The organism is Williamsia sp. Y853, assembly GCF_056786495.1.
On the sequence record NZ_JBXCJC010000001.1, the window covers coordinates 1668299 to 1681605 of the forward strand.

The 13307-nt window shown below is 56.7% G+C and carries 10 protein-coding genes; 8 read left to right on the forward strand and 2 right to left on the reverse strand.

Features of this window, described 5'->3' with window-relative positions; all coding sequences use genetic code 11:
• Positions 1–374 precede the first annotated feature (374 nt).
• Entirely contained in the window at positions 375–1109 is a 735-nt protein-coding gene (locus AC1TPF_RS07855) for an SGNH/GDSL hydrolase family protein (RefSeq protein ID WP_482143373.1), read from the reverse strand.
• Between the two features lie 251 nt (positions 1110–1360).
• The gene (gene opgC, locus AC1TPF_RS07860; RefSeq protein WP_482143374.1) at positions 1361–2299 is read right to left on the reverse strand and encodes an OpgC domain-containing protein; all 939 of its coding nucleotides are present in this window, start codon (positions 2297–2299) and stop codon (positions 1361–1363) included.
• A 1505-nt stretch (positions 2300–3804) separates the two neighbouring features.
• Here opgC and AC1TPF_RS07865 point away from each other — a divergent pair.
• The 8 genes from AC1TPF_RS07865 (at position 3805) to AC1TPF_RS07900 (ending at position 13240) form a co-directional block, all read left to right on the forward strand.
• Complete coding sequence (locus AC1TPF_RS07865; protein ID WP_482143376.1) at positions 3805–5316, forward strand: sugar transferase; 1512 nt, start codon at positions 3805–3807, stop codon at positions 5314–5316.
• Between the two features lie 4 nt (positions 5317–5320).
• Positions 5321–5872: an arsenate reductase/protein-tyrosine-phosphatase family protein gene (locus AC1TPF_RS07870; protein WP_482144057.1), complete on the forward strand. Its 552-nt coding sequence runs from the start codon at positions 5321–5323 to the stop codon at positions 5870–5872.
• Positions 5873–5882: 10 nt separating this feature from the next.
• Positions 5883–7205: a UDP-glucose dehydrogenase family protein gene (locus AC1TPF_RS07875; RefSeq protein WP_482143377.1), complete on the forward strand. Its 1323-nt coding sequence runs from the start codon at positions 5883–5885 to the stop codon at positions 7203–7205.
• Positions 7206–7359: 154 nt separating this feature from the next.
• Positions 7360–9384, forward strand: coding sequence for a WecB/TagA/CpsF family glycosyltransferase (locus AC1TPF_RS07880; RefSeq protein WP_482143379.1), 2025 nt, complete (start codon positions 7360–7362; stop codon positions 9382–9384).
• A gap of 1 nt (position 9385) precedes the next feature.
• The gene (locus AC1TPF_RS07885; protein ID WP_482143381.1) at positions 9386–10351 is read left to right on the forward strand and encodes an NAD-dependent epimerase/dehydratase family protein; all 966 of its coding nucleotides are present in this window, start codon (positions 9386–9388) and stop codon (positions 10349–10351) included.
• Between the two features lie 226 nt (positions 10352–10577).
• Positions 10578–11009, forward strand: a complete 432-nt coding sequence (locus AC1TPF_RS07890; protein WP_482143383.1) for a serine O-acetyltransferase — start codon at positions 10578–10580, stop codon at positions 11007–11009.
• Positions 11009–11887, forward strand: a complete 879-nt coding sequence (locus AC1TPF_RS07895) for a glycosyltransferase family 2 protein (RefSeq protein ID WP_482143385.1) — start codon at positions 11009–11011, stop codon at positions 11885–11887. Before AC1TPF_RS07890 ends, AC1TPF_RS07895 begins: the two co-directional genes overlap by 1 nt.
• Positions 11888–11926: 39 nt before the next feature.
• Positions 11927–13240 carry an O-antigen ligase family protein gene (locus AC1TPF_RS07900; protein ID WP_482143387.1) on the forward strand — a complete coding sequence of 438 codons (1314 nt, stop codon included), beginning with the start codon at positions 11927–11929 and terminating at the stop codon, positions 13238–13240.
• Positions 13241–13307: the final 67 nt, after the last annotated feature.

The following is a 13307-nucleotide window of genomic DNA, read 5'->3' on the forward strand; positions in this document are numbered from 1 at the left end:
GCCGCACATCACGCACACAAGGGTGGGGATCGCGACGATGGAGACAAGACGTGGTGCGAGCTTCCTGATTTTCCGCTGGTAGTAAGGAATGACTGCCAAGCCCCGCGTGCGCTGCTACGACGAGGATTTCAGAAAGTGCTCGCATCGCGTCAACGTGCCGCAACATATTGGTGTCGGCATTCGGGCATCTTCCCGTATTGGACGGTCTCGTGCACCGCACGCAAAGCAGTAAGCGGCGGGACCGGGCGGTCGCGACCCGTGCGAAATGTCTGCCTGTTTCGGCCCTCCGGTGAGTATTGGCTGAGGGGGCCATAGATGGAACGTTGTGACCCATGATCGGTTGGTCGACCCCGAGGGCCATCCGACTGTCTGCTCTAGTCCTCGACGGGTTTTTCGAGCGGCAGGACGGAGATCACCATTTGCGCGATCGCTTTGTGCCCCGCCGTGTTCGGTAGGAAATTGTCGGCAACCTGACCGGCAATAATAGCGCCCGCGGGGCCCCGATTCTTCACTTGTGCATAGACTGGGGTTAGCAGCACAGGTCTTCCGTCGTGTGAGGTGCACTCGTCGTATATCGCGGCATCGTACGGCTGGGCACTCTTCGAATTGGTCCAGGTGCCGACGCAAACGAGGAGTCCGTCCGGGTTCGTTCTGCGGATGCTATCCAGTAGCGTTCGGTAGGTCTCTCGGAACACAGGCGGTTTGGTCTTGCCGACATCATTGGTGCCGAGTTCGACAATGGTGAGGTCGGCGTCGACGGGCGGCGCAGGATGCGCTTCGAGGAACGAAAACGTCTGAACGCCTTTCTTGGCGACAACAGTTGGCTTCGCTGGGCCACCGATAGAAGCGGCCGAGACAACGAGCTCGCGGTAGGTCTCAGCCGATGTTGCGGCCAGTGAGCCCGAGGTGATCGAGCCGCCGTAAAACAGGATACTTGGTTCGTTACCAAGTGGCTTGGGAGTGGACGATGCGATTGGCGCCGCTTCCCTGGATCCACTTGCTTTGCTGCTCGGTGTTCGATGGTGGTCGTAGACAAGGCCTGTGACGATCCCCAGCACTAACACAGCTCCTAGGGAGAGTGCGGCAATTCGTCTGCCATTGAACATCATTCAGTTTTCCTCGCTAGTTTTAGATGTACCTGATGGGTCCGCTTAGAGGCCGATCGACACCTCATGGTCAGGATTTGACAATCGTTTTGACGCGCGAATCGGGCGGTCGGAACATCTTCTCCGGCCGAACTGCGGCCCACAAGATGCATACGCCGAGGACGGCGGCCGCAAGAAGCATCGCGACGGCTGATGGGTGTTCCCACTGCCAGATCGCAGGCAGCGTAAGGACAAGGCTGCTCAGGATCAAGTAACTATCTAGACTGCGTCTGCCTACAAGGTCGATGGGCGCGAGCAGCTTCGCCCAAAATGGCGTACCGAGTAGCAACGTCAGTGCGCGGTAGAGCACAAAGTACGAACACAGTGACACGACCGGGCCCCATTCCATCTTTCGTGAAAGTTCCGTCGAGTACGGGAACCAGGTGTTCTGGTGTCACAACCTTGAGAGCGCGCGCGCCGAGGACTCCGGCCAACGCAATCAGCGCGGCGCCGACCGTAAACGCCCGGTTGACCATCAGTGTACGAAGTGTGGAAGTTGTCCAATACCAGCCGGCGATTACTCCTATTGTCATGAGTGCGAACCAATTGGTCAGTGTGATCGGTCCGGGCACTCCCAGTTCGCGGGGTAAGACCCCCCAGGTGGGGAATGCGGTTCCGAAAGTAACGAGCGCAATGATTCCGGCGATCAGTATGCCGAGCAGCTCTTTTTCCAGCAGCCAGAGTGTTGCGAATGTGCAGATCATCAGTACGACATACATCGACAAAATCGAAGTGAAGTAGGGGTTGATTTGGAGCGTTAGAGTCCGCAGAATCGCTTGTGCGAACCCACCCTGATCCGCGACCGATGGAAGGAGGTCGTCTCGTTCGGGTGCGATCGCGACAACAGTAAAAGCAAGCAGGCACAGCCATAAGTGGCCGAGGTACACGACACCGATTCGCTTGCCCAGCTTCCGAACTCCTTCAGCGGTGCCGTGACGCTCACGCGTTGATCGCTGAACGATGCCGATGAGGAGTCCGGAGAACAGTACGAACCCTGAAGCGCCATCGACCCATACACTAGGGTGACTGACCTTGTCGAGGATGGATCCGGCGGCCAAATGCGACGCGATCATGCTCACGATACAAATGCCGCGGACAACGTCGATTGCGTGATCACGTCCGATTGGCGCTGTTCGACCTAAAGTCTGATCCATGTGTGGGCATCTTTCTGAATGATAGACAAGTTGACCTTGCTAGCACCTTATGCATTCGATTGCTTACCGATCTGACTGTGACCAAGAAATCTGGCAAAGACGTGCGATTTTCCTTGCAGTCATGAAGAGCAGAACCGAGCTGTGGGCTTGGACCCTCCGCGTCAATTGAACAACATCGATGTGACGGCGGCTTTACGGGACGGCAACAGGCTCGGAGAAAATCATCGCCGGGGACGAGTTCTGAACGGTGTCGCGACTACCGTAAGACATGGTGTTAGGTGGTTTGCTCCGCGGGGGTGCTGTGGCCAGCCATGATGCCACGAACCTCGGCGCCTTTGCGCTGAACCCTGTCGGATAGGCGATGGCGGGATGGGAAGCGTCCCAGCTCATCTACAGCTGAGGCAAGTATGTCGTCGGCGCTCTGAGTCTCGCTGTCGAAACAACATTGGCGCGACTAACCGTGCGCATCTATGTGGCCTAGCTAACACCCGATCGTGTGGAAGGTCAAAATCGCGGATTTGATTTACAACATGATGGCCGGCGAAATTCGTTCTCAAATAGCTTGACCGAGCTTCGGGAGACTCGGATTGGTGCTAAGTCCAGGGGCATCTGACGTGCAGCCGGTCATCGATGCGCGATGCGCGATGCGCTGGGAGTGCTGGGCCACTCCGAGAGCCCTGGCATCGTTGAAACCGTGTCGTTCCTGGTGTTTCGCGTTAAATTGATCAGTCTTTGCTGTATGCGATCATCTGCGAAAGAAACTGCATCTTCTAGACATGGACACCAGCCCCTAGGTTGGGATATAAATGACCGTAACGATCATTGCTGCAGCCGCGGCGTCCAGAGAGGCGCGCTGTGGTCACCGTTGGTGAGCGCAACTCGCGGGTCGGAAAGTGGGCGTGGGGTGGCTCAAGGCCTGTGGCAGAGGTTGCTGGCTGTTGAACTTTTGTCGTGTGTCAACGGAATAGTGCTTGCGCCGTTAATCTATTGTTAACCAGATTATGGTGCCGCTGTTCGTTGTTTTCATTTTACTCAAATACGACCCAACTTGGCGGAGTCGAAAGCCATCGGTTGGCTGCGTGGGATTGCGTGCAGGGCGGTCCCGACCAAGCGGATCGCGCGCATCTTGTGCTGCGGGCGGAAGCGGCCAAACTGCGAAATAGGCCTTCTGGCAGTGGGTTTGAATGCCAGATGTCGTGACGCGTCGTTCGCTGATCGTGTGATCGGGAACGTTTGGACACTCTGTGGTGAGCCTAGTCACAAGACATTTTCACTGAGTGTTGTAACCTGCGGGTTTCGTATGTAAATCATCAAACTTAGCTCGCGAAAATTTCGCCGAGGCGTTACTCTTCATCTATTCCGAAACGCGACTGGTTGATATTCAAAGCCGTGAACGGTCCTAACGCCAATTTATTTATGTATCGAAATTTCCGACGACTACCTGGGGCGTTTGTGTGTCTGGGTTCTCCGAGGGAGGGCAACGACGATCGTCGGGAAGGTAGATTATGACTCGGAGCACGAGAGTCTTGAGTGTTGACTCGAGTGTCGTGGCGCAAGCGCCTCGGGCGGCGGTACGTCCAAGGTTGAAGACTTGGGCCGACAGCTACGTTCGCCGCGTGCAGGCCGTTGATGCCCTCATCATCATCGTCGCGGTCTTCGGTGCCCAGCAAATTCGCTTCGGTTTCCCTTCTGTTGTTGATCCGGTCGGGCGTTTCGGCACTCCGGCGATCTTCGTTTCGGCCGGGTTTGTCCTGGCATGGGTGGTTGCTCTTCGCGTAGTCCAGAGCACCGACAAGCGCGTTGTCGGCTCTGGCGCAGAGGAATACAGCCGCATCGTCCATGCTTCACTCGCAGTGTTCGGACTCCTGGCGATCATTGACCTTCTCTTCAAATGGGATGTTGCGCGAGGCATGGTCGCGATAGCCCTGCCTGTCGGTACGGTGGCACTACTTGTCTCGCGGTGGACTTGGCGCTGGAATCTTGCTCAACGGCGGAGTCACCGGCTGAGCATGAATCGTGTGCTCGTAGTCGGATCCCCAACCTCTGCCGGGCCGCTCATCACCCATCTCGACAAGAATCCCAGTCTTGGGTACGAGGTAGTAGGCCTCTGCGTACCGCCCGGCCATCCGGCGCGGCACCGGAACACGGTGACGATCGGTGACCGGGAGATGACCGTGTTCGGTGATTGCAGCGACGCCCGTGATGGAGTCGCCAAATCCGCTGCGACAGCGGTGGCAGTGACCTGTGCTGAGACTCTGGGACATTCAGTGATGCGCGAGCTCTCGTGGGACCTGGAAGGGATGCACGTCGACATGCTGGTCGCGCCCGGTGTTGCGGACGTCGCGGGTCCTCGCATGATGGTCAGGCCAGTTGCAGGGCTTCCATTGCTCCACATCGACAAACCTCGCTACGAAGGTGCAAACAAGTTCTTCAAAGCGGCGTTCGACCGTCTGGGTGCAGCGACGATCCTCCTGCTGGCGTTGCCAGTGATGATCGCCTGTGCGGTCGCGGTGAAACTCGGTTCACGAGGGTCAATCTTCTACCGCGCAGAGCGCATCGGGCTGAACAATGCACCGTTCCAGATGTGGAAGTTCCGCACGATGGTAGACGGTGCCGATCAACAAAAGCTCGCGCTCGCAAAGTTGAACGAAGGTGCCGGCGTCTTGTTCAAGATGAAGGACGATCCTCGGATAACTCCAGTTGGAAAGTTCCTTCGCCGCTACAGCTTTGACGAGTTGCCGCAGCTGCTCAATGTTCTGGGTGGATCGATGAGTTTGGTTGGCCCCCGGCCCCCGCTCCGTAGTGAGGTGGAGCAATACAGTGGCCTTGTTGCGCGTCGCATGCTTGTTCGGCCGGGCATCACTGGACTGTGGCAAGTCTCGGGTCGATCCGACCTCAGCTGGGATGAATCGGTGCGGCTGGACCTTTCGTATGTCGAGAACTGGTCGATCATGCAAGACGCGATGATCCTCTGGCGGACCTTGAAAGCCGTCGTCGGGAGTGATGGTGCGTACTGAGCAGATGAAGGTCCTATTTGTCTGTACCGGCAACATCTGTCGGTCTCCCGTCGCAGAGCGAATGTTGCGGCAGAGAAGTGTTGAACTGGGCTTGGACTTGCTGGTCAGTAGCGCTGGCACCCGTGCACTGAATGGCAAACCGATGCACCCCGAAAGCGTGCGGGTATTACAAAGCCGGGGGGTTGATTCCGCAGGATTCACTAGCCGAATGTTGACACCGACGCTGGTTTCCACCGCAGATCTGGTCCTTGGACTAACACGGGATCACCGTATTGCAGCGCGTCAACTCGCGCCGGTGCGATGGCGGAATGTCTACGCACTTCGCGAGATCACGAATGGTGGAGCGCATTCCGGTACGCCCCTCAGGAACCGCGCGGACCCATCAAGATCGGTCAACCCGTCTGATCCCGAACTGGACATCGATGACCCGATCGGACGCTCCCCTGATTTCTTCGACAAAGTTGCCGATGACATCGAGGCGACATTGAACGACCTGGTGGCCTGGATCGATCGCCAGCTCGTCCTGCATAACACCGTTCAACAAGTAGCGAAGTAGGAGATTTCCAATGCGTATGACCGTTCTCGGAACCGGCTATCTGGGTGCAACCCATGCCGCATGTATGGCGGAACTCGGTCATGAGGTTCTTGGTGTCGACGTTGACCCGTCCAAGCTCGCCAAACTTCAGGCAGGCGAGGTGCCTTTCTATGAACCGGGACTGGCAGAGGTCCTCAAGCGAAACATTGATGCGGGTCGCTTGCATTTCTCTGCGTCGTATGAAGAGGCCGCAGAATTTGCTGATGTGCATTTCCTTGCCGTGGGAACCCCTCAGAAGCGTGGTGAGTACTCAGCAGATCTCACGTATGTGAACAGTGTGATTGAAAGCCTCGCCAGACTGATCACTCGGCCTTCTGTCATATTCGGTAAATCCACGGTTCCGGTGGGAACAGCCGAACGCCTCGGTCGTCGCGCGCGTGAGTTGGCGCCAGCGGATGTCGATGTCGAGGTTGCATGGAATCCAGAATTTTTGCGCGAGGGCCATGCAGTTGAGGACACCTTGCGACCAGATCGGTTGGTGGTAGGAGTCGACAAGACTCGCGACAGCCGGGCTGAAGAATTGGCACGCGAGATCTATGCAGATGCCGTAGCGGCGGGTACACCCTTCGTTACAACCAACCTGGCTACTGCAGAGTTGGTCAAAGCTTCCGCGAATGCGTTTCTGGCGACGAAAATCTCGTTCATCAACGCAATCGCTGAGCTTTGCGAGGCCACTGGTGGCGATGTCACTGAACTTGCTGATGCCATCGGTCACGATGATCGGATTGGCAGAAAATTTCTGAACGCTGGCATCGGATTCGGCGGAGGATGCTTGCCAAAGGATATTCGTGCGTTCATGGCTCGTGCTGGTGAACTCGGTGCAGATCAGGCGCTTACGTTTTTACGCGAGGTCGACAACATAAATATGCGACGTCGTACATGGATGGTGGAGCAGGCCAGGAAGGCCTGCAAGGGATCATTTCTGGGGTCAAGGGTCGCGATTCTCGGAGCCGCATTCAAGCCGGAATCCGACGACGTCCGTGATTCACCTGCGCTGAATGTTGCCGGGCAAATCCAGCTTCAGGGAGCCACGGTCAACGTCTACGACCCGAAGGCCATGGAAAACTCGCGCGCCGTATTCCCAACCCTGAACTACTGCGTCTCCACAAAGGAAGCATGTGAGGGCGCCGATGCGGTCCTCGTGCTGACGGAGTGGACGGAATTCACACAACTCGATCCCGCGCAATTGATCAAGATAGTCAGGCGTCCTGAGATCGTTGACGGCAGAAACTGCCTCGATCCCAAGGCGTGGACTTCGCAGGGTTGGAACTACCTGGGTACAGGTAGGCGCTGACGTGGTGGCCGTCGGGAAGGCCGTCGATACAGGTGGCGATAGGGGGCCGCGTGTGGATCGCCGGGCGATAGGCACCGCCCACCGAATGTCCGTATCTGCGATTGGCGAGGTATCAATTCGCGGAGGTGGGTTATTCGTCGGCGATAGTTCAGCTTTGCTGGACAAACTCGCGGAGCTTGTCGCGTCCGAACAAAAACACCTTATTGTGACTCCGAATGTGGATCAGGTCGTACTGCTCGAGTCAGAGCCGGAGGCAAGACGGGCATTCAATGAAGCAACCCTGCGAACAATTGATGGTGCGCCTCTGGTATTTCTTGCGAAGCTGCTGGGTGCTCGAGAATGTAACAGGAATACGGGTGCTGACCTCCTCAATGATTGTGCGCGTGAATCCGCAAACAGAAAATGGCGGATTTCGATAGTCGGTGGTGCGCCCGGCGTCGGCGTCAGAGCAGCAGAGAACCTCAACAGACTTTACCCGGGCGCCGACGTTCACCACATCGCGATCCCGAGGACCGAAGACATGACACCGGGTGACATCGAGAAGGTGACTGCGCGTCTGTGCGACCTCAACTCTGATGTCACCTTTGTCTGCCTTGGATTTCCGAAACAAGAGTCTTGGGTGCTTGATCATCTTGAACAGCTGCCGTCGTCGGTGTATGTCGGCGCAGGTGCGGCCGTCGATTTCGCTGGAGGTGAGATAAGACGCGCGCCTGATCTCATGCAGACGTTGGGGCTCGAGTGGATCTTCAGATTGGTGAGCGAGCCCAAGAGGCTCTGGCGCAGGTATTTGATTCGCGGTTGGGGATTTGTTCCTTTCGCGGTTCGGTCGCTGTCTTCAGCTCACCGACATCGCTTGCCAAGTGTGTGGCCCATTCGAAGGATCTCGCGGGCTACCGAAATCAATAACAGTCAGATGCTCCCAGACGTGGATGGACGGAATTCGGATAGCATGGTTGAAAACAGGCGAAGTCTCGGGTTCACAGTGGACAGATTGATTGTGCATCAGTTTGATATCGCACAAACGTCGCCCGGTGGTATCGACACTTGCATTCGCGGCCTGTGTCGGTATCTCCCACCTGGCGAAACACTGGCCATAGTGGGCGTTGACGCAATATCTGATTCCGGGCGCCGGCTTGGTATTTGGGAATCCCATCAGGTTGGCGATCGAAGCGTCCACTTCCTTCCGGTCGCGAGATTTGATCCGGCCGATCAGAGTCGAAAAGTGCCGCATTCGGTTCGTCTCGCCGCGGGATTAATTCGCTATCGGAAGCGACTGCCCCAGGCGCGTCTCGTACAGGCCCATCGCGCTGACATGGCAGCAGTGGTGCTCGGTCTACGTTTGGCTCCGTTTGCGTACTTCGTACACACACAGGAGAAGGGATTGACTGGAGAGAACTCAGACTCAATCTGGAAACGAGCGGCGACCGTGCATCAGCGAGTTGAACGGCTGGTGATGAAACGGAGTGACAGCGTCACTGTTTTCAACGAGGAGCATGCCAAGCAGGTCAGTGGTCTGAACGCGCGCACGCTGTTCTCTCCGACGTGGTTCGATCCAGACAACATATTCGACGGTGAGCCGAAAAAGGCGAACCGAATCATATGGGCAGGTCGGCTGGAGCACCCGAAAGATCCTGAACTTGCAATTGATTCGGTATCGAGGCTGATTGACCGCGACCCGTCCAGTGATTGGACCCTCGATCTGTATGGGTTCGGCTCGCAGTGGGACGCCTTGGAAGCGCAAATCCAAGGTTTGTCAGCCGAGTCGTCGAGTCGCATCCGCCTGTGCGGCCGAGTTTCCCAGAAAGACCTCAGCCTCCAGATGGCAAGTGCAGGTGTATTTCTCATGACGTCGCATCCTGGATACGAAGGCTATCCCCGCGTGCTGGTCGAAGCGTTGGCTTCTGGCCTTCCCGCGGTGGTGACGGAGGGGGCAGACACCGGCGGCCTTGTGGTCGACGGAGTCAATGGCGCGACGGTCTATTCGCGGGCGAGCGATACGCTGGCAGACGCAATACAACGCGCGAGCACCGTCGATCGGGTGAAGGTCGCGGAGTCGGTTAGACACCTTGGCGCCCCGGAGGTTGTTCTGCGTATACATGACCACACTGCCACGGCATCGCGATCTTTGGGCTCTGCTGGCAGTTATACTTCCGAATTCGATATGGAGCAGCAGCGCTGATATGAAGTGTCTTGTAACGGGAGTCGCCGGCTTCGTCGGTTCCACCTTGGCGGAAAAGTTGTTGAACGATGGACACACGGTTGTGGGAGTCGATGCCTTCACCGACTACTACGACCCGCTATTGAAGCGGGGAAACGTTGCCCCACTCGTGAACCGGTTGGAACTCATCGAAGGCGACCTGAACACCATTGACCTGGAGGCCATCCTTTCCCAGGGCGTAGAATATGTGTTCCACCAGGCTGGTCAACCGGGCGTTAGGAAGTCTTGGGGTAGCGACTTCTCCACTTACCTTGACGCGAACGTAGCCGCTACTCAGCGATTGCTTGAAAGCGCAGTCGCGGTGGGATCGCTTAAGAGGTTTGTATACGCTTCTTCGTCCTCTGTCTACGGAAACGCTCAGCAGTATCCGACGTCAGAAACGGATCTACCCCGTCCAATGAGCCCATACGGCGTCACCAAGCTTGCCGCTGAGCACCTGTGTTCGCTTTACGCTCAGAATCATGGGTTGCCGACGGTATCGCTTCGGTATTTCACAGTCTACGGACCCAAACAGCGGCCTGATATGGCCTTCACCCGGTTCATTACAGATGCATTGAAGGGTGAAAGGCTGCAGGTATTCGGTGATGGCAACCAGATTCGTGACTTCACCTTTATCGACGACGTAGTCCAAGCAAACCTGGTAGCGGCCTTCACAGAAGGATTAGCGCCGGGGCAAGTAATGAACGTTGCTGGCGGAACCAGTGTCACCGTAAACGAAGTGATCGATCTAATAGGTGCAACTGTCGGTAAGGCGGTTGAGGTCGATCGAACTGTCACCGTTCTCGGTGATGTCTTTCGAACTGGTGGAGATGCCGGCATCCTGAAGTCATTGGGTTGGACTCCGAAGGTTGCAATAGAAGAAGGCATCAGACGACAGGTGAACTGGGTCAGCAGCGAGCTGACTGAATCTTTGGGAGAGCCTTCATAAGATGGTCATCAAAAGGAACTCTGCTGTATCGGCGGCAATCAAAACGCGCTCTTGCTCGATACAGTTGGACCAAGCCGCGTACGGAGTAACGCGACGTCGTGTCAGTGACCGGATTCGGCATCCCGGCCTGTACTACCAACGCGTCTTGCGAGACGTTGAGTTCCTGTACTCGCTAGAGCTGAGTCATTTGGCGGAGGCGCGACGCGCATATCTCAAGACTGTGGGAATGTTCTTGGGGATCTCGCTTCCCCCCTTCACATTTGGCGATGGACTCTCGATTCCCCATTACGGAAGCGTTGTGGTGAACGACAAGGTAAGGGGCGGGAATTTTTGCCGGATACACAGTGGCGTCAATATCGGTGAGACCCAGGATGGTGCCCCGAGGCTTGGTTCTGGGGTTTATGTAGGACCAGGCGCTGTGTTATACGGCGCCATCGAGATCGGGGACAACGCCGTTATCGGAGCTAATTCCGTCGTCAACATTGATGTTCCGGCCAACTCGATGGCCGTTGGGTCACCGGCCCGCATCGTCCGGGTCGGTGACGCTCCGCGTGTCATGCCAGCGTGGATCGACCAAATGACCCACCCTGCTTCAGTCGGGGGTCAGGGCGATGTCCGAGGTGGCAGTCCGACGAGCAATGGGCAGTCGGAGCGCTGATGCCCAGTTTAAGTGTGATTCTGCCGGTCCGGAATGCCGAGAGATACATCAGTGCTGCGGTCCGAAGCACGCTGTTGGCGATGCCCAACGATTCTGAACTCCACGTCAAGAATGACCTGAGCACCGATAGAACACTAGAGCGGTTGGCGGAAATATCTGATCCGAGGTTGAAGGTCTCGAATAAACGGACCGAGACCACCGGGTTGGCTGCAGTACTCAATGAGCTCCTAAACGATTCGGACAGCGAATATGTCGCTCGCATGGACGCGGACGACGTCACTCTGCCCTGGCGATTCAGGCATCAGCTCGGATTTGCGCAGCGAAAGGACGTGGACTTCGTTTTCTCGCCCGTCATTTGCTTTGGTCGGAAGTACGTAATTAGCCCGCAACGGCCAGAAGGCTTGGACCCAGAGAGCTTTAAACTCGCCCTGTTGTTGTCGAATCCAGTAGCGCATTCGACGATGTTTGCGCGGAGAACAGCGATCGAAGACATCGGTGGTTACCGCAGCGTCCGCTCAGAAGATTACGACCTCTGGCTGCGTGCAGCCGCACACGGAGGAAGACTGGCCCGCACAGCACTACCTTCTCTCCTCTACCGGAGGCACGCGGGCCAGGTAACCAACGATGAAGCGTGGATTGCGGAGACCGCGGACGAGGGTTCGCTACGCTCCGCACACAGTGCGCTATCGAACAAGTTGTTGGGCAGAAGTCTTGGCACCTTGCTCGGCCTGCGTGCGCCGTCGCACGCAACCCCGGAGGTCCGGGCTGAGACGTCTGATCTAATACAAGCGATTCGTTGTGACCTTGACGCTGTACCCAAACGTGGCGCCAGTCAGATACGGCGGTTGTGCACGTCCGCCGAACGAAAGTTGGTGTAACGCTTTGACTATCTCACGCTTCGCGAGGGTGGTGGCCAGATGGTGACTATCGCGGTCGCCTTGGGACTACTCGCGGTATTGGTAGCGATCCCGTTGAGATCCGGGGTGTACGTGTTGTTCGCAGTTGTCGTGCTCCGGGCGCTATGTGACTACGGCTTGGTGTCGGGCAACCGGCCCGGGTTATTTTCGGCACTTTCGACGGTTTTGCCCCTTGTTATTATCGCCTACGCCGTGATCTTGATCTTTGCAGGGCAATTGAACCGCATCCTGCGATGGCTTGCTGCCACGAGCTTTTTCCTGGTGCTGTGGCAGCTTGTGGCAGTTGTCGAATTTGGGTTGAGGGAATCCCTGGTATCGGAATCTGTTCGGCTCTTGTCGATAGTTGCTGTGGTTAGCATTGCGTACGCCGCTTCGGCAGACGGTTCGGTGCGAGATTGCGGTCGCTATGCCTTGGGGCTGTCGGTGCCGGTATTGGGTATCGGTGTCGTGGGGGCGCTAGTAAGTTTGCCGCATTTTGCGGTAAACGACAGGTTCACCTTCACGTTTAGTCATCCGAATTCCGCGGGGTTCTATCTTGGAGCGAGTTTTCTTATCGCGCTGTGCGTAGCGCTGTCGAGCAGGACATCATCGGCCTGGGCTTCGACCGGCGTGGCTCTGGTTCTCCTCGGGTTGACTGCCAGCCTGACTTCATTCGTCGGAGCCGCAATCGGCGGAGTTGTCTTGCTGCTGACGTCTCGTGCACTTACGGCAGCGCGCAAGGTGCAATTTGCGCTCCTCGGGGTTGTGGTGTTCGTCGCCGTGGTGCAGGTTCTGGGCGTTTCGAAGCGTTTCGACGAGTTTACGAGTGCATCTGCCGCAAGCGGTAGTCCGGATTCCTTTCAATGGCGGCTAGAGAACTGGCAGCTACTCTACGAGCAGTGGAAGTCTTCGAAGATGGTTGGATTCGGAACCGGAACAACCAACTCGATTATCGCGCCCCTTGGCGGGCCGCCGCACAATGTCTATGTACAGATCTTAGTTGAGTACGGATTAGTCGGGGTAATCGTTGGCGTATTTGTATGTATCGCTCTGATTCGGCGGTCGATACACCTGGCCACGGTCGGGCGCGGGGTTTTGGCGGCGGCACCATTGACGCTGATCGCTTTCATGGCCATAAACGCATTTGCGGGGAACACGCTTGGATATACAGCTGGTATATACCTGATAGCGGCAATAATTGGACTCGCGTTTGGCAATAGCCGATATCTGGTTGACCATTCGGAAACTAGTGCTATCGAAGATCGCGGAAGCGAGTGTCAGAAAGTGAACTCTCGCATAGGGCGATCGACTAGATCGGTTGGAGGCATCTCTTGACTAGACTATTTGTTGATTGGAAGCGGAATCGTGGAAGTTTCCAGATACAGGTTGCTCTGGTTCTTCT

Excerpts from the sequence above, each read along its gene's own strand:
- AC1TPF_RS07885 (WP_482143381.1), top strand. The coding sequence starts at position 9,386 with ATGAAGTGTCTTGTAACGGGAGTCGCCGGCTTCGTCGGTTCCACCTTG.
- AC1TPF_RS07875 (WP_482143377.1), top strand. The coding sequence starts at position 5,883 with ATGCGTATGACCGTTCTCGGAACCGGCTATCTGGGTGCAACCCATGCC.
- AC1TPF_RS07890 (WP_482143383.1), top strand. The coding sequence starts at position 10,578 with ATGTTCTTGGGGATCTCGCTTCCCCCCTTCACATTTGGCGATGGACTC.
- AC1TPF_RS07855 (WP_482143373.1), bottom strand. The coding sequence starts at position 1,109 with ATGATGTTCAATGGCAGACGAATTGCCGCACTCTCCCTAGGAGCTGTG.
- AC1TPF_RS07865 (WP_482143376.1), top strand. The coding sequence starts at position 3,805 with ATGACTCGGAGCACGAGAGTCTTGAGTGTTGACTCGAGTGTCGTGGCG.
- opgC (WP_482143374.1), bottom strand. The coding sequence starts at position 2,299 with ATGGATCAGACTTTAGGTCGAACAGCGCCAATCGGACGTGATCACGCA.
- AC1TPF_RS07870 (WP_482144057.1), top strand. The coding sequence starts at position 5,321 with ATGAAGGTCCTATTTGTCTGTACCGGCAACATCTGTCGGTCTCCCGTC.
- AC1TPF_RS07895 (WP_482143385.1), top strand. The coding sequence starts at position 11,009 with ATGCCCAGTTTAAGTGTGATTCTGCCGGTCCGGAATGCCGAGAGATAC.
- AC1TPF_RS07900 (WP_482143387.1), top strand. The coding sequence starts at position 11,927 with ATGGTGACTATCGCGGTCGCCTTGGGACTACTCGCGGTATTGGTAGCG.